The sequence below is a fragment of the Gemmatimonadota bacterium genome (genome assembly GCA_016719105.1).
Classification (GTDB): Bacteria; Gemmatimonadota; Gemmatimonadetes; order Gemmatimonadales; family Gemmatimonadaceae; genus SCN-70-22.
In genome coordinates this window covers 184,417-201,508 of record JADKAQ010000014.1, presented here as the reverse complement: position 1 = coordinate 201,508, position 17,092 = coordinate 184,417, and the positions used below count along the sequence as shown (strand labels likewise).

14 protein-coding genes are annotated in these 17,092 nt (G+C 70.4%); 11 read left to right on the top strand and 3 right to left on the bottom strand.

The annotated features are described in order from the left end of the window. Positions 1-23: 23 nt before the first annotated feature. On the bottom strand, positions 24-794 hold the full coding sequence (locus tag IPN47_15505) for a helix-turn-helix transcriptional regulator (protein ID MBK9409420.1): 771 nt from the start codon (positions 792-794) through the stop codon (positions 24-26). 97 nt (positions 795-891) lie between these two features. Between IPN47_15505 and IPN47_15500 the strand changes: the two genes are divergently transcribed. The 7 genes from IPN47_15500 to IPN47_15470 all read left to right on the top strand — a co-directional run bounded on the left by IPN47_15500 (position 892) and on the right by IPN47_15470 (position 7,355). After that, entirely contained in the window at positions 892-1,302 is a 411-nt protein-coding gene (locus tag IPN47_15500) for a VOC family protein (protein MBK9409419.1), read from the top strand. 171 nt (positions 1,303-1,473) lie between these two features. Then, entirely contained in the window at positions 1,474-2,505 is a 1,032-nt protein-coding gene (locus IPN47_15495; GenBank protein ID MBK9409418.1) for a hypothetical protein, read from the top strand. A gap of 38 nt (positions 2,506-2,543) precedes the next feature. After that, positions 2,544-3,578, top strand: a complete 1,035-nt coding sequence (locus IPN47_15490) for a Gfo/Idh/MocA family oxidoreductase (protein MBK9409417.1) — start codon at positions 2,544-2,546, stop codon at positions 3,576-3,578. Next, a complete protein-coding gene (locus tag IPN47_15485; protein ID MBK9409416.1) occupies positions 3,578-4,114 on the top strand; it encodes a cupin domain-containing protein in 537 nt (178 codons plus the stop codon). Before IPN47_15490 ends, IPN47_15485 begins: the two co-directional genes overlap by 1 nt. Before the next feature lie 63 nt (positions 4,115-4,177). Next, on the top strand, positions 4,178-5,062 hold the full coding sequence (locus IPN47_15480) for a TIM barrel protein (GenBank protein MBK9409415.1): 885 nt from the start codon (positions 4,178-4,180) through the stop codon (positions 5,060-5,062). An 18-nt stretch (positions 5,063-5,080) separates the two neighbouring features. After that, entirely contained in the window at positions 5,081-5,650 is a 570-nt protein-coding gene (locus IPN47_15475) for a gluconate 2-dehydrogenase subunit 3 family protein (protein ID MBK9409414.1), read from the top strand. Between the two features lie 4 nt (positions 5,651-5,654). Beyond that, a complete protein-coding gene (locus tag IPN47_15470; protein ID MBK9409413.1) occupies positions 5,655-7,355 on the top strand; it encodes a GMC family oxidoreductase in 1,701 nt (566 codons plus the stop codon). A 34-nt stretch (positions 7,356-7,389) separates the two neighbouring features. Here IPN47_15470 and IPN47_15465 read toward each other — a convergent pair whose 3' ends face one another. Then, positions 7,390-8,697, bottom strand: a complete 1,308-nt coding sequence (locus tag IPN47_15465) for an aminotransferase class V-fold PLP-dependent enzyme (GenBank protein ID MBK9409412.1) — start codon at positions 8,695-8,697, stop codon at positions 7,390-7,392. 1,331 nt (positions 8,698-10,028) lie between these two features. On the opposite strand from IPN47_15465, the gene IPN47_15460 reads away from it, so the two are divergent. Beyond that, complete coding sequence (locus IPN47_15460; protein ID MBK9409411.1) at positions 10,029-12,719, top strand: cation-transporting P-type ATPase; 2,691 nt, start codon at positions 10,029-10,031, stop codon at positions 12,717-12,719. 68 nt (positions 12,720-12,787) lie between these two features. Here the strand turns inward: IPN47_15460 and IPN47_15455 are convergent, their stop codons facing one another. Beyond that, positions 12,788-13,558, bottom strand: a complete 771-nt coding sequence (locus tag IPN47_15455) for a peptidylprolyl isomerase (GenBank protein MBK9409410.1) — start codon at positions 13,556-13,558, stop codon at positions 12,788-12,790. 148 nt (positions 13,559-13,706) lie between these two features. On the opposite strand from IPN47_15455, the gene IPN47_15450 reads away from it, so the two are divergent. The 3 genes from IPN47_15450 to IPN47_15440 all read left to right on the top strand — a co-directional run bounded on the left by IPN47_15450 (position 13,707) and on the right by IPN47_15440 (position 17,070). Beyond that, the gene (locus IPN47_15450; GenBank protein MBK9409409.1) at positions 13,707-14,378 is read left to right on the top strand and encodes a DUF305 domain-containing protein; all 672 of its coding nucleotides are present in this window, start codon (positions 13,707-13,709) and stop codon (positions 14,376-14,378) included. 74 nt (positions 14,379-14,452) lie between these two features. Continuing rightward, a complete protein-coding gene (locus IPN47_15445) occupies positions 14,453-16,441 on the top strand; it encodes a hypothetical protein (GenBank protein MBK9409408.1) in 1,989 nt (662 codons plus the stop codon). Between the two features lie 158 nt (positions 16,442-16,599). Further along, positions 16,600-17,070: a VOC family protein gene (locus IPN47_15440; GenBank protein MBK9409407.1), complete on the top strand. Its 471-nt coding sequence runs from the start codon at positions 16,600-16,602 to the stop codon at positions 17,068-17,070. Positions 17,071-17,092 lie beyond the last annotated feature (22 nt).

Below are 17,092 nucleotides of genomic sequence, written 5' to 3'. Positions count from 1 at the left end.
GGCGTGTCAGGCGAACGCGCGAATCACCGCGCCGGCAACGCGTAGCGTCCGGGGGTGACGCCGACCATTCGTCGGAACGCCGCGACGAATGCGCTCGTCCCGCCGTACCCGACCGCCGAGCCCACCTGCGTGACCGAGTGTCCGTCGGCCAGGAGCGTCATGGCGTGCACGAGTCGGGCCCGCTGGCGCCACGCACCGAACGACAGCCCGGTTTCGGCGCGAAAGAGGCGTTCGAGCGTCCGGACGCTGGCGCCGGCGTCGCGCGCCACCTGATCGGCATCGTGTGACGCTGACGGATCGTGGCGGACGAAGTCGGCGGCGCGGCGGGCGCGTGGGTCGCGCGGCATGGGGAGCTCGACGGGGTGCAGCGGCATTTCCACCAGTTCGTCGAGCAACACGTCGAAGAGTCGCCGCTGTTCGGCCACGCGGCGGTCGAGCGTGCCGACGGTACAAACGCGGCGCAGCAGCTCGCGCAGGAGCGGTGGGACCTGGATGACACGCGGGGTGGCTGGGAGGCGCCGGCAGATCGGTGCCGCGATGAAGACCTGCCGCAGCGCGCCGCGCCCGGCCATGCGCACGCTGTGCGCGACGTTGGGGGGGAGCCAGAGGGCCTGCTGCGGCGGGACGGCCCAGATGGCGTCGTCGACGGTGACGCTGATGACACCGCGCGATGCCCAGGTGAGGACCCCCCAGTCGGTGCCGTTCAGCTTCCAGTGGTAGCCGGAGCTGAAGCCGATCGAGACGGCGCGGAGCTGCGGGGGCGACTGAGCAGGGGGCTGGCGGGATTTCGACATGAATTGGCAATCTGGCGGGAGCCGCTCCCTCGGGCCAGATCGTAGTTTCGCGGTCGTCGTCGTACCGACCGTCCCCTTCACTGCCGAGCGCCCTCCAATGCCGAACCCCTCGCGCCCCGCCACACCGCTTTGCCACTTCGCGATCAATGCCGACGACACCACACGGGCGCGCGCCTTCTACGCTGGCGTCTTTGGCTGGAGCTTCAACGCTTGGGGGCCGCCCGGCTTCTGGATGATCGATTGTGGCGCGACCGATCCCGGCGCGCCCATGGCGTCGTTGCAGGGGCGTCGGACGCTCATCGACGGTGAGAAGATGAACGGCTTCGAGTGCACCATCGGTGTGCCCGATGTGCGCGCCGTGGAGAAGGCGGTTGTCGCACTGGGCGGGACGATCCTGATGCCGCGCACGACGATCCCGACCGTTGGGCACCTGATCTGGTTACGCGATACCGAGGGGAATGTGGCGGGGGCGATGCAGTACGACACGAATGCGCGAGTGGAGGACTAGCGCAGGGGCGACGGCGGGACGTGCACCGGCGTGCAGTACACGCGTCCGGCTCCCGTCGCCATTCATCTCGCTCGTCCAAAGTCCGATATTGGGGTGCGACCATCGCCGGCGTTGCGGCTGAGCGATGCGCGTGTCGCCCTGAGACTCACCTTCGGACGCGGACCCTGAGTCATGCCGTGGTTCCCCATCATCGCCGAGGAGATTGCGGCGGCGGAGTCGACGCTCGGTGTCGCCTTCCCTCCGCGCTACAAGGCGCTGCTCGGCGATCGGCGCGTGCAACGCATCCTGGCGCACCCGGTGCTGGGCGCGCTCCAGCCGGATGCAAGCATGGCCTCGTTTGTCGCGCTCACGGAGGAGTGTCGCCGGAACTTGCCCGGCTTCCCTGTGGACGGGGTCGTCGCCACGGATACCAAGGGGCGCTACCTGCGCTTCTGGCTCCCGGACCCGAAGCGTGCGGGGGTGCTTGGCGAGATGCTCTACTCCTGGGACACCCTCGAGCACAAACGCACGAGGGATTGCACGAGCGAGGCGTCGATCACGTCCATGATCGGCATCGTGCAGGGTGCGGATCCGGACTTTCTCGCCGCCCTGGACTATGCGCCGCCGCGGGCGGTGGCGACGAAGCCTCTCATCGAACTTCGCAGCTGCGATGCGGCACTGATGACGCTCCTCGGGGCACGCGGTCGGCAGGCGACGATTGCCACCACCGCGGCCGCGGACACGTGGCTACCGTGCGCGCCGTTCGAAGTGAAGGGGCGATACCTCACGCTGTGCGACCTCGGCGAGTTGCCGGAGCGGTCGTCGAGCTGGTCCCTGCAGGTGGAGCCCGGTCGCTTCCGTGTGGAGGTGCAGGTGCGGCTTTCGGCGCGCGGGGAGTGGCCGGTGGTTGCAGCCGTGCGCGTGGTGCGCGAAGGGAGTGGCGCGCTTGCGGCACGAAGGGTGGCCGCGGTCGACGTCGACCACGCTTCGCTCGCGATCCATGACCGTCAAACGTTCCTCAAGCGCGTTCCGCCGGACCGTCGGGAAGCGTTCGCGCTTGAACTGCTCGAGGTGCGGGAGCGTCCTGCGCTGGTCGTGACCGGGGGAGGTGCGCAACTGCTGGTGATTCCGTCCGGAGAGGGTGACGGGAGCTATCCGGTGTACGAACTTCGCAGCGGAGACCACATCGCTGGTTTCGAAGTGCGCTTCACCGAAGCTTCCTGACCTCCTCGCATATTCAACGCCTCCGGGATGCACTCGTCATGACGCCCCCTCTTCGCCTTGGTTTCGTCGGCACCGGCTACATCGCGGGGGTGGTCGCCGCCGCGCTGCGGGAGACCGAAAGCGTCGTTGTCGCTGGTGTCGCCAGCCGCAACATGTCCCGCGCCGTCGCCTTCGCTGAAGCGAATGCCCTCGGCGCGCAGGCGCGACCGTTCGACGACTGGCGCGCGCTCGTGGCCTGGGAGGGGATCGATGCGCTGTACATCGCCACGCCGACCACGGCCCGCACCGAGATTGCCGTCGCTGCGGCGAATGCGGGGAAGCACGTGCTCGCCGAGAAGCCGTTCACGAGTTCGGCGGCGCACGCGGCGATCGTGGAGGCGTGCCGGGCCAACGGGGTCGCCTTCCTCGATGCCACGCACTTCGTGCACCATCCCCGGCACCTGCTCCTGCGTCGCACGCTGCAGGAGCGCATCGGCACGCTGCTGGCGCTCAACGCCACCTTCACCTTTCCGTCGATGGATCGGTCGAACATCCGTCACGATCCATCGCTGGAACCCACAGGCGCCTGGGGCGACATGGGGTGGTACGCGATGCGGGCGCTCGTCGAGTTCACGCCGGACGACTCGACGCTGACGCAGGCGCTCGCCATCGCGCGGCGCGACGCGCAGTCGGGGGCGGTAGTGCGCAGCGATGGAGTGTTGCAGCTGAGCGGTGGCTGCACGGCGACGTGGGATGTCGCCTTCGACATCGGGACGTGCCTGATGGACTTGCACCTGATGGGGACCGACGGACGCGTGCGACTCGACGACTTCGTGCTCGACTGGGCCGGGGGCTTCGCGATCCCGCTTGCCGGTCATGTGGCCGAAGTTGAACACCAGCACGGCGTCGTGAATCCATCGGGCATCACCGTCGAGCGCGTCCCGGCGATCCGCCGACAGCTCGTGCAACTGCTCGAGAACTTCGCCGAGCTCTCGCGCGAACCACGCGGTGAAGCGGTGGAGGCGAGCATGCGCGAGTCGCAGCGCACGCAGCAGCTGCTCGACGAGGTGTGGGCGCGGCACGTCTCGGCGTGATGGGGCGCGCCGTGCATCCCGAGGCCGCAGCGCTCATCGCCCACTTCGGCATGGTTCCGCTCCCCGCCGAGGGGACGCTGTTCGTGAGCACGTACCGGTCGCCGACCGAGTTCGCGGACGGATCACCGCACGGCACCGCGATCATCGCGATGTACTGTGACGATCCGCCCAGCCAGTCGCTCTTTCACCGGTTGCCCGTGGACGAGGTGTGGCACTTCTATGGCGGCGATCCGCTGCGACTGGTGCTGCTCCATCCCGACGGCTCGAGTGAGGACGTGATCATGGGCGCGAACCCGCTGGCCGGGGAGCACGTGCAGGTCGTCGTCCCGGCGGGGAGCTGGCAGGCGGGGCACCTCGTGGCCGGAGGACGCTATGCGCTGTTTGGGTGCACGATGGCGCCGGGGTTCACCGGCGCGATGTACGAAGGGGGCGAGCGCGATGTGTTGCGGCGGCGCTATCCCGATCGAGCGGACGATATCGAGCGCCTGGGGTGCGCGGCGCAGGAGGCGCGAATGCCGGAGGGATTCGCCCCGTAGCTTCGTGCGGTGGCTTCTCGCGGTTTCACCTTGCGCTCCCCACTCACTCTCATACGTTCGGGCATGCAACGTCGTGACTTCCTCGCCGGAGCGCTCGCCCTCCCGGCCCTCGCCAGGTCGCTGCACCCCTTGGGCGCCCCCTCCCTCAAACTCGGCTATGCGGCCATCACCTGGGGGGGACAGGATGATGTGGCGGTCGACGAGATCGCCTCGCTCGGCTTCCGGGGGATTCAGCTCCGCACCGCCGCATTCGAGCGTTGGGGAACGCGCCCGGAGGTGCTGACCGAGCTGCTGGCGTCGCGGCGCTTGTCGTTCGTGGCCTTCTCGAGCGGAGCGCTGCGGCTCGCTCCCGAGACTTTCGACGACGACCTGGCGCTGCACCTGCGACATGCGCGCTTCGTGCGCGCGTGTGGCGGGACATTCTTGCAGGTGGTGGACGAGCGTCCGCGCGATCGCGCGCCAACCGGCGCCGATCACGCTGCCATGGCGCGCCGACTCAACGCCCTCGGCGCCCGCGTCGCCGACCTCGGGCTCACGCTGGCGTATCACAACCACATGGGGAACCTCGGCCAGGCGCCTGACGAGGTCGAGGGGGTGCTCGCGCGAACCGACGCGCGCCACGTGCGCCTCCTGCTCGACATCGCGCATTGGCAGGCCGCCGGGGGCGATCCGGTGGCGGCGGTGCGGCAGCATGCCGATCGGCTCGCCTTCCTTCACCTGAAGGATGTCGTCCGTTCCCCGTCGACGACGAACGGGCGCGCGTACCGCTTTGTCGAGTTGGGGAAGGGTGAGGTGGATGTGCGCGGCGTGCTCGCCGAAGTCGCGCGCACGGGCTTCGACGGTTGGGGGATCGTGGAGCTGGATGCCGTGACCGATCCCGCGCTCACCCCCAAGCGGTGCGCGCAGGTCTCGAAGGACTACCTGATGTCGATCGGCTACCCGACCTGATGCGCGAGGAGTTGTGACATGGACCGACGCGTGCTGCTGCAGTGGATGGTCGCCACGGGAGGGCTCGTCGCATTCCAACGACTGTCGGCGCGGGATCTTTCGGCACTCGGGGCGTCGACACACGCGCGCCTAACGAACGAGCAACGCGGCGCGGAGTTCCTGACGCCAGCCGAACGGCGCATCGTCGAGGCCGCAGCAGAGTGCATCATCCCACGCACCGACACGCCGGGGGCGACCGACGCGCGGGTCGCGGACTTCGTCGAGGTCATGCTCGCCGAGTGGTATCCCGCGCCGGACGCCGAGCGATTCAGGGCGGGGCTGGCGGCACTCGATGCGACGAGCCGGGCGACACGGGGCGTCGCCTTCACCGACGCGACCGCGACGCAGCAGGCAGAGATGGTGCAGGCGCTCGATGACGAGGTCACGACGCTCCGACGCACGGCGGGGGCCGCGGCCAACGCGCACTGGTTCGCGGTGCTCAAGTACCTCACGGTCTGGGGCTTCTGCACGTCCGAGCCCGGGATGCGCGAGGTGCTGCACAGCCTGCCGCGCCCGATGCGCTACGATGGCGCGGCACCGGTGAGGTGAGATGATGCCGTCCTCGAGCCAGCAACGCGACTTCGACGCCATCGTCATCGGTTCCGGCATCAGCGGCGGATGGGCGGCCAAGGAGCTCACCGAGTTGGGGCTCCGCACGCTCGTGCTCGAGGCGGGGCGCCCGATCGATCCCGAGCGGGACTACAGCGAGCATCGTGCGTCGTTCCAGATGCGCTACCGCGGACTCGGCAATCGTCGGCTCGTCGAGGCCCGGCAGCAGGTGCAACGTCGCTCGGTCACCTTCGACGAACTGTCGCACCAGTTCTGGACCGACGATCTCGACAACCCGTACACGACCTCGAACGAGCGCCCGTTCGATTGGCTGCGGGCGCGCCAGGTCGGGGGGAAGTCGATCATCTGGGGGCGGCAGGTCTACCGCATGGGCGACCTGGACTTCGAGGCGAACCTGCGCGATGGGGTCGCCGTCGACTGGCCGATTCGTTATGCGGAGATCGCGCCGTGGTACGATCGCGTCGAGCGCTTCATCGGCGTCTCGGGGATGGCCGAGGGACTCGCGCATCTCCCCGACATGCAATTCCTCCCGCCGATGCCGTTCAACGTGGCCGAACAGCACGTGCGCGAGCGGATCGCCGATCGGTTCAAGGGCGAGCGGCTGATGACGATCGGGCGCGTGGCGGTCGTCACGCAGCGACACCTGGGGCGGAGCGCCTGCCACTACTGCGGGCCCTGCCACCGCGGCTGCGTGAGCAAGTCGTACTTCTCGTCGCTCAACTCGACCCTTCCTGCAGCCGAGGCCACGGGACGCCTGACGCTGCGTCCGTGGAGCGTGGTCCGTTCCCTCACGTACGATCCGCAGCGCCGACGCATCTCGGCGGTGCAGGTCGTCGATGCGCAGAGTGGTGCGGAGGTCGAGTTCACCGGGCGCGTTGTCTTCCTGTGCGCGTCGGCGATCGAGAGTGCCCGCATCCTCCTCAACTCCGCTTCGCCCGCCTTTCCCAACGGGCTGGCGAACGGGAGCGACCAGGTGGGGCGCAACATCATGGACCACATCAAGTGGGGGGGCGCGTCGGGCGACTTCGAGCAGTGGGGCGACCGGCGCATCGTCGGGAGCCGACCGAACGGGATCTATGTGCCGCGCTTCCGCAACATCGGGACGACGCACGCGGCGTTCATTCGGGGGTACGGCTTCCAGGGAGGCGCGGGGCGAGGTGGCTGGGAAGGATCGCACCTTCGAGCGGGGATCGGCGTCGCCTTCAAGGCCAGCCTAACGAAGCTCGGCCCGTGGCGCATGACTTTTGCCGGCTTCGGGGAGATGCTGCCCAACCCGCGCAACCGCGCGACGATTCACCCGACGCTCAGGGACCGCTGGGGGATCCCGTCGCTGCACATCGAGGCGCAGTGGGGGGAGAACGAACTGGCGATCCATCGGGACATGGGGGTCACCGCAAGCGAGCTGCTGGAGGCCGCCGGGGCGACCGGCATTCAGCCGCGCACCGACGGCCCGAGCACCGTGGGCAATGCCAACCACGAGATGGGGGCCGCGCGCATGGGGCGCGACCCCCGGACGTCGGTGCTCAACGCGCACAACCAGGCGTGGGAGGTCCCCAACCTGTTTGTGACTGACGGGGCGTGCATGACGTCGAGCGGCTGCCAGAACCCGTCGCTGACCTACATGGCGCTGACGGCGCGGGCGGCGCACTTCGCGGTGGAGGAAATGAAGCGCCGCAACCTGTGACGGCTCGCGCCCCGCGCCGGCGATTCGCGCTCGCCTATCCCTTCATCCCGGCGACCACCTCCAACACGCGATCCACGTCGGCGGGGCTCACGTAGAGGTGCGCCGAGAGTCGAACGCCCGGCTCTCCCTGCGACCGCACGCGAATCCGCTTCGCCCACAGCGCATCCTGCAGCGCGCGGCCGTTCTGCCCACGGATGCCGAACGTCGTGATGCCGGCGGCGAGGCGTGGGTCGTTAGGCGAGACCATCTTCACGTGCGGCATCGCGGCCAGCCCGGCGCGCAACCGCGCGGTGAGCATCGCATCCCAGCGGGCCACGCGATCGATCCCGAGCGTGTTCATGAACTGCAGCGCCGCCCGCAGCCCCCAGATGACCGCCGGGCTCCCGGTGCCGTACTGCATGAAGCGGAACGCCCCTTTCGCGCTGTCGTCGATCTCGCCGCTGGCCAGCGTGTTCCAGATGCGCGGCTGCACGTCGCGCTTGATGTACAGGATCCCGGTGCCCTTGGGGGCGAGGAGCCACTTGTGCGGGCTGGCCGCGTAGGCATCGCAGTCGAGCGCCTTCACGTCGACGCGAATCTGTCCCACCGCCTGCGCCCCGTCGACGATGGCGAGTGCGCCGTGCGCGTGGGCCAGGGCGCAGAGCTCCCGTGCCGGCATCACGACGCCGCGTCCCGATGTGATGTGGCTGAACATCACGACCTTGGTGCGCGGCGTGACGGCGTCGGCAAAGAGCTTGACGATCCCCTCCGGCCCCTGGTCGAGGGCGCTCGCCAGCGGCAGCTCCTTCACCACGACACCGTGCCGCTTGGCCCGCAGGCGAAAGCCGCCGATCCCCCCGCTGTGCTCCTGGTCGGTCGTCAGCACTTCGTCGCCAGCCGCAAGCTCGCAGCCATTGGCGAGGAAGCTCATCCCCATGGTCGCGTTCTGCGTGAAGGCGATCTCCTCGACCGGCGCATTGATGAACGCGCCGGCTTCGGCCCTGAACTCGGCGAGCTGCTGGTAGCCGGTGAGCGGTTCGCCGTCGGCCTGGAAATACGGCCAGTCGGGCAGCTCGGCCTCCAGGCGCTGCATCCCCTGCACGACCACGTCCATCACGTCGCGCGGGATGGCGCCTAACGTCCCGGTGTTGCAGTAGGTGACGCTGGTGGGGAAGAGGAAGCGCGTGCGCGCCGCGGCAAAGATGGCGGCGTCGTCATCGGCGGCGGGGAGCGTGAAGCGGTCCCCCGACCCCGTCAGGCGCTCGAGCGACGGGAGCCCGGCAAGCGACGGCGCGAAGCCGGCGGCGAAGCTGGTGGCCGCGAGGCGCGCGAAGAAGTCGCGGCGGGGGAGGTGGTCGGTCATGGGGATCGGGCGTGAGCGGTGGAGTGGGTCCGCAGCGTCGTCACGTCGTGGGAGCGGGCGCGACGCCGGGAATGTCCGTCGCCGTCGGCCATCTCGCCACCCGGCCCCCCCCCCCCCCCCCCCCCCCCCCCCCCCCCCCCCCCCCCCCCCCCCGGGACCCCCCCCCCCCCCCCCCCCCCCCCCCCCCCCCCCCCCCCCCCCCCCCCCCCCCCCCCGCCCCCCCAACCCCCCCCCCCCCCCCCCGGGGGCCCCCCCCCCCCCCAACCCGCACCAAACGTTCGGCGACCTACCCCCCCCCCCCCCCCCCCCCCCCCCCCCCCCCCCCCCCCCCCCCCCCCCCGCCCCCCCCCCCCCCCCCCCCCCTTTCGCCGGCCGCCCCCCCCGGGCGCGGCCCCGCGGGGCCGGCCCCGGCCCCGGGCGGCCCCGGCCCCCCCCCGCGCGCGGGCCGCGGGCCGCGCCCGTGGGCGGGCGTGGGCGCCGCCCGGCCCGGGCGGTGGCCGGGGGCGGGCCGCCCGGGGGGGGGCGCCCGGGTTGGCGCCGGCCCCGCCCCGGGCCCCCCCCGCCCCCCGCGTGGTGGGCCCGCGGGGGCGCCCCCGCCGCCCCCCCCCCCCCCCCCCCCGGCCCGCCCCGCCGCCGGGCCCGCCCCGCGGGGGCCCCCGCGCGGTCCCGGCGCGCCGGCGCGGCGCCCCCCCCCGCCCCCCCGCGGCCCCCCCCGGCCGCCCCCCCCCCCCCCGCCCCCCCCGGCCCCCGCGGCCCCGGCCGCCGGCGGGCCCGCGGCCCCCGGGGCCCCGCCGGCGCGCGGGGCGGCCGCGCCGGGCCCCGGGGGCCCGCCGGGCGCCGGGGCCGGCGGGCGCGGCGCGCCCCCGGCCCCCCCCGGGCGCCGGGGCGGGGGCGGGCGGGGGGGGCGGCGCGGGCGGGGCGGCCGGGGGCGCGGGCGGGGCGCGCCTCTGGCGCGACCGCGAGAGAGCGATTCGCTCGATCCCGCTTCTCTCCCCATATGCGCCGCGATACGGATGCCATCGATGGCTCCTGTCTGTAGGGACAACGCGCACGACGCCGGGGAGAGGGGAGGATGCGGGTGAACGCCGAGCCGGCGATCTCTACCATCACGCCACCGGCGCACGGCCACGGTCCCTCTTCGGAGTGACGCATCGCCCACACTTTCCCCGCACGCCGTGCACCTTACGTAGAGCACCGGAGCACATCGGCCGAGCCCGCCCTTGGCGGCGCCGGCCACCGCACGTCGAGGACGCAGCATCCTGATGGCGACACGATCCCCCACGACCCACGCGGTTCGCCCTTCCACGGACGGTGCCTGGCACGCACGATCGGTGGACGAGACCACACGTGCGTTGCAGCTGGATGTGGCGACCGGCCTGTCGGCCGCTGACGCGGCGGCGCGACTGGCACGCGACGGCCCGAACGCGCTCCCCGAGGCGGCGCAGCGCTCGGCCCTCCTGATGGTGCTGCACCAGTTCAAGAGCCTGATCGTGGTGCTGTTGCTGGTCGCTGGAGCGGTGGCGCTGGTGATGGGGGACGTGATCGAGGCGGTGGCGATCCTGGTGGTCATCGCGCTCAACGCGGCGATCGGTTTCGTCACGGAGTGGAAGGCGGCAAGCGCGATCGACGGCCTGCGGCGGCGCCTGGTCGCGGTCGCCCACGTGCGGCGCGACGGTGTGGAGCATGAGGTCCCGGCTGCCACCCTCGCGATAGGCGATGTCGTGCTCCTCGCCGCCGGCGATCGCGTCCCGGCCGATGGCCGCGTGGTCGAAGCGGTGCGGCTGCAGGTGGACGAGTCGACGCTGACGGGGGAATCGCTCCCGGTGGCGAAGTCCACGAAGGCGGTCGCCTCGGAGGCGACCGCGTTAGGCGATCGCCGCAGCATGGTGCACACGGGGACAGGGGTGACCGACGGGCGCGGCGTCTTTGTGGTGACGGCGACCGGTCCCCGGACCGAGCTGGGGCAGATCGGCGCCCTCATCGACGACATGGGCGCCAAGGGGACGCCGCTGGAGGCCAAGCTGCGGCAGCTGAGCCGCGCGCTGCTCGTCGTCGTGCTGGTGCTGTGCGTCGTCATCATCCTGATGGGGTGGATTCGCGGCCACGCGCTCCTGTTCATGGTGGAGGTTGGGATCTCGCTGGCCATCGCGGCGGTCCCCGAAGGGTTGCTGGCGGTGACGACGATGACGCTCGCCATCGGGATGCAGCGCATGGCGCGCATGCACGCGCTGGTCCGGCGGCTGCCGGCCGTGGAGTCGTTAGGCTCGACGACGGTGATCTGCACCGACAAGACGGGGACCCTGACGCGCAACGAGATGACCGTGCGCATCCTGGTCGTCGCGGGACGGCGGCTGGCGGTCACAGGCGCCGGCTACGGCATTGCGGGTCGCCTGGAAGAAGGGGGGGCGCCGCTCGATGTGGCGTCGGGCGCGGCGCACGACGAACCCGTACGGCTGGCGCTGCGTATCGGCGCCCTGTGCAACGACGCGTCGATCAACCGCGCCGGCGCCGAGCCGGTGGTGGTGGGCGATCCGACCGAGGCGGCGCTGATCGTCGCGGCGGCCAAGGCGGGGATGGAGCATGCGGCGCTCGAAGGCGCGTATCCTCGCCTGCGCGAGATCCCGTTCGACAGCCGCAACAAGCGCATGGTCACCGTCCACCGCGCCCCCGATGGACGAACGTTCGCCTACGCGAAGGGGGCGCCGTCGGCGCTGCTCGACGCGAGCGGCCGCGTGCTCGACGCGACCGGCGTCGTCCCCATGACGCCGGCGCGGCGTGCGCAGGTCGTCGCCACGAACGATGCGCTGGCGGGTGAGGCGTTGCGCGTCCTCGCCCTCGCCTACCGCGAGCTCCCCGAGCCCTTCAGCGATGACGACCTCACGCGCGACCTCACCTTCGTGGGCGTCGTCGGGATGATGGATCCGCTGCGCGACGAGGCCCGGGCGACAATCGCGCTGTGCCGCACCGCCGGGATTCGCGCCATCATGATCACCGGTGACCAGCTGGTGACGGCGAGCGAGATCGCGCGGCAGCTCGGTCTCGACACGGACGGCGCGGGGCACGCGCTGCGCACGCTGCACGAACGCGACCTGACGGGGCTCGACGCCGAGGGGTGGAAGGCCGCGGTGACCGGGACGGCGGTTTTCGCGCGCGTGTCACCGCAGCATAAGCTGCAGATCGTCGAGGCGCTGCAGCAGCAGGGCGAGGTGGTCGCGATGACGGGAGACGGCGTCAACGACGCGCCGGCCCTGCGAAAGGCCGACATCGGGATCGCGATGGGGATTCGCGGGACCGAGGTGGCGAAGGATTCGTCGGACATGATCATCACCGACGACAACTTCGCGACGATCGTGGGCGCCGTGGAGCAGGGGCGCGTGATCGTCGAGAACATCCTGCGCTTCATCCACTACCTGTTCTCGTGCAACTTCGCCGAGATCCTGACGGTCTTCGTGGCCATCATGATCGGGTGGCCGCTCCCCATCGGCGTCCTGCAGATCCTCTGGCTCAACCTCGTGACCGACATCTTTCCGGCCATGGCGCTGGCGCTCGAACCGTCGGCGCAGGATGTGATGCGCCGCCCCCCGCGCGACCCATCGGCGCCGCTCATGACGCCGCGCTTCGGGTGGCTCATCGTGTGGCAGGGGGGCGTCCTGGCGACGTGCACGCTGGCCGCCTTCGGATTCGGGCTGCGCGCGTACGGGGTGGAGGGCGACGGATTGCGCCACGCCGTGACGATCGCCTTCATGGCCCTTGCCCTGGCGCAGGTGGCGCACGTGTTCAATGCGCGCTCCACGACGCGCTCGATGTTCTCGACCGGGGGGGCGGCCAACCGGTGGTTGTGGGGAGCGACGCTCCTCTGCCTCGGGTTGCAGCTGTCGGCGGTGGCCGTGCCCCTGCTGCGCCGCGTGCTGCGCACCACGCCTCTCACGCTCAGCGACTGGGGCGTCGTGCTCGCGGCGGCGCTGACGCCCGTCGTTGTGGTCGAACTCGTGAAAGGCGGGGCACGGTGGCGGAACCGATGATCTGGGGAGGGAAGATGCGACGAAGGGTGCGGCGTCCTGTCGTGCGAGCCGCCTCCGTGCGTCGATCGTTAGGGCGTCGCCGCGGAATCCGCGCGCACCCTGACCGAGATGATCCGGTCGAGCTTGGGATACGTCTTGTCGAGGAAGCGGTTCGACTCGCCGTAGAAACGGCGCGGATTCCCCATCGGGGCCGGCGATGCCGGGATCTCACCGTAGCCTGAATAGAGGCTGTCGGCGCTCTCCATCCCCGCGATCACTCGGCCAATGGGGGCAAAGCCTGAGGAGTCGAGCGAGACGTTCTCGTTGAGGTTGATGAACAGCGTGGTCGACCGGTCGCGGGGGGTGAACTGCGCGTACGTGATCGTCCCACGCACGTTGCTCGATCGCACTGAGTCCGGGCGGATCTTCCGCTCGCGCCACGTCGCCCCCACCGAGGGGCTGGCCGGGTGGCCGAACTGGGCGATGTAGAAGGGAAGGACGCGATAGAAGCGCGAGTCGTCGAAGAAGCCGGCGCGCGCGAGGTTGTAGAAACGATCCACACCGTTGGGGGCCCACTCGCGGATGAGCTCGATCGTCATCGTACCGCGCGAGGTCTCCATGTCGAGGGCGACTGTGTCGGGGGCCTTGGTCCGCCAGAACGGATGCGTGGGTGTGGCCAGCATCGCGCGGCGCTGGGCCGCGGAGAGTGGTGCCGCCGGCTTGGCCTGGGCAGCCGCGTCGCGCGCCGGAAGGGCGGCGAGGACGAGGCCCACGAGCGATGCCAGGGCGACGGTCGTGGCGCCACGGAGGGGGCGGGGAGTGCGCGCCGAGGCGCGAGCGGGAGCGAGGGCGGAGATCATCCTTCGAAGTAGGCAGGGCAGTGGCGGGGTCGCAAGGCGCCACCCTATCGTGGCGGTTCGTCCCCACCCCTCGCCACACGGCGCGCTTCCCCCGAGATTCCCCGCAACCCTGCCGCCCCCCCGGCTGTCCAACTCGCGGAATACGCCGATGAGATTCACCACCCACGTCCTGACCCTCTCCCTCGGCGCGCTCGCCTTGACCTCGGCGTGCGCCCGTTCACGTCCCGCGGCGGCGCTGTCGCGCATGGGGCCGGAGGCAGCGAAGGACCGCGCGCGGGCCGATTCGCTCCGCTACCCGTACACGAAGGGCGACATCGACTTCATGTCGGGGATGATCCATCACCACGCGCAGGCGATTCTCATCTCCAAGTGGGCGCCTACGCACGGCGCGAGTGCGGCGGTCATCCGCCTCACCGAGCGCATCATCAACGCGCAGCGCGACGAGATCAACCTCATGCAGACGTGGCTGCGCGATCGCAACCAGGAGGCGCCGGTCGCCGACACGGCAGGCGCGGCGATGCAGCACGCGGGGATGAGCCACGAGGCCATGCAGCATGGCGCGCATGCGATGTCGATGCCCGGAATGCTGACCGATGCACAGCTCAAGTCGCTCGACGCGGCGCGTGGCCCGGAGTTCGACCGGCTCTTCCTCACGTACATGATCGATCATCACCGTGGCGCTGTGACGATGGTCAAGACGCTCTTCGCCAATCGTGGCGCGGGGCAGGACGAGACGATCTTCAAGTTCGCGGCCGATGTCGAGGTGGATCAGTCGACCGAGATCCGCCGCATGCTCCAGATGTTGATCGAACTTCCGTAGCGACTGCAGCATTCCAGCTGTAGCACGCACCTTCTTCCGCTCCTTCGTCCCCCCTCACCCGAGTGAAGCCAGGCATGAGCACATCCCGTCTGTCGTCTCGCGCCATGCTCGCCGCCGCGCTCGTCGCGTCGGCCGCGTGCGCGGGCTCCAATCCCCCCGCGACCACGCCGTCGCCGTCGGCCGATCCGCGCATGGATTCGCGCGTCGGCCTCAAGGCCGGCCTCATGGACGCCGGCGAAGCGCTCTCCAACATGAAGGTCGTGTCGAAGGCGGTCTCCCCCGAGGGGTTCCTCGGGATCACCAACTCCGACCTGGCCTTCACGGGGAACTACGTGATCCAGGGGAACTACAACGGACCGGTGGTCTGGGACATCACCAACCCGGCCAAGCCGCTGCTGGTCACGGCCTTCAGCTGCCCGGCCTCGCAGAACGACGTGTCGGTGTACAAGAACCTGATGTTCATGTCGGCCGAGGCGAACAACGGCCGGGTGGACTGCCTCCCCGGCGGCGTGCCGGACACGGTGAGTGCGCTGCGCTTCCGTGGCGTGCGCGTCTTCGACATCAGCGACATCAAGAAGCCGAAGATCGTCGCCAACGTGCAGACGTGCCGCGGATCGCACACGCACACGGTGGTCGAGAGCCCCAAGGATCCCGACAACATCTACATCTACGTGTCGGGCTCGGCCGGGGTGCGCTCGCCTAACGAACTGGCGGGGTGCGTGCGCGACACGCCCGACCAGAACGCCAACTCTTCGCTGCTGCGGATCGAGATCATCAAGGTTCCGCTGGCGCACCCGGAGCAGTCGGCCGTGGTGAACCGGGCCAACATCTTCAGCGGGCTCACCTCCACGCCGACGCACGCGCCGGGCGAGGAAGACCTCGCGGCGGCCGCCAAGGCGGCAGCTGTGGCGCGCGCTGCCGGTGGCTTCACGGCGAAGAACCCGTCGTCGGGGCAGGACATGGTGCTGGGTGGGCAGTTCATCCGTGTCATGCTCGACAGCGTGGTCAAGGCGCGTGGCGGGAGCGGCGCCCCCACCGGTGCCGACTCGGCGACGTTGCGCGCCGGGCTGCAGGGGGTCGTGAATCGCATGTTCGGGAGCGCGCCGCAGCCCGGCTCGCCCATCAACCCGGGGCGGCAGTGCCACGACATCACCGTCTATCCGTCGCTGGGCCTGGCGGGTGGCGCCTGCGAAGGACACGGGATCCTGATCGACATCGCCGACCCGGTGAACCCGGTGCGCCTCGATGCCGTCGCCGACTCCAACTTCGCCTACTGGCACTCGGCCACGTTCAACAACGACGGGACCAAGATCCTCTTCTCCGACGAGTGGGGCGGTGGCGGCGCGCCGAAGTGCCGTGCCTCGGACAAGAAGGAGTGGGGGTCGAACGCGATCTTCTCGATCGTGAACCGCAAGATGAAGTTCGAGAGCTACTACAAGATCCCGACCGTCCAGACCGCGGCCGAGAACTGCGTGGCGCACAATGGCTCGCTGATTCCGATCCCCGGGCGCGACGTGATGGTGCAGGCGTGGTACCAAGGCGGCATTTCGGTGTTTGACTGGACCGACGCCAAGAACCCGAAGGAGATCGCGTTCTTCGACCGTGGCCCGGTGGACTCGACCCGCGTCGTGATGGGCGGCTCGTGGTCGGTGTACTGGTACAACGGTGCGATCGTGAGCTCGGAGATCGCGCGCGGGATGGACGTGGCCGACCTCGTGCCGAGCCAGTACGTCTCGCAGAATGAGATCGACGCGGCGAAGACGGTGCGCTGGACGCACCTCAACGCGCAGGGGCAGCCGAAGATCGCCTGGCCGCCGTCGTTCGCGCTCGCGCGTGCCTACGTCGACCAGCTCGAGCGCAACAAGTGCCTCCCGGCGAATCGCATTTCCGAGGTGCGCTCGGCGCTCTCCAGTGCCGAGCGGGCCCCGGGCGTGCAGCGCACGTCGCAGTTGGGGGCGCTGGCCACGCAGGTGGAGAACGACGCGCGCTCGTCGTGCGACGCCCCGAAGATGAAGCTCCTCCTGAAGGCGGTGCAGGACCTGCAGCACGCGACGGTGTCGTAACGTCGCGTCGATCAGGCAAACGGGCGCGGCGGGGATTCCTGCCGCGCCCGTTTGCTATCCGGTATCGTGCGGGGTGGGTGGCAGGCGCGGCGTCCACCGGACGAACGTCGAGTGAAGAAGCCGAGGGGAGACCCCGTACAACGCGAGAGGCCACGACGATGATCCAGGCGGCGAACCACAGCAGTTCCGAGACGATTACCCCGTTTCTCTGGTTCAACGACCAGGCCGAGGAGGCGATGCAGCTGTACACGTCGCTCTTCAAGCACTCTCGTATCGTCGCCGTCAATCGTGCGGGCGATCGCGTCATGTCGGGGACCTTCGTCATGGACGGGCGCACCTACCACGCCTTCAACGGCGGGCCGCACTTCCAGTTCAACGAGGCGATCTCGCTGATGATCACCTGCGATACGCAGGAGGAGATCGACCGCTACTGGAACGCGCTCACGGCCGATGGCGGCCAGGAGAGTCGTTGCGGCTGGCTCAAGGACCGGTTCGGGCTGTCGTGGCAGGTCGTGCCGCGCATCCTGCTCCCGCTGCTGCAGCACCCCGATCGTGACAAGGCGATGCGTGTGCAGCAGGCGATGCTGGGGATGAAGAAGCTCGACATCGAGGGGCTGGAGGGGGCGTAGGGCGAGGGGAGCGATCGGCGGG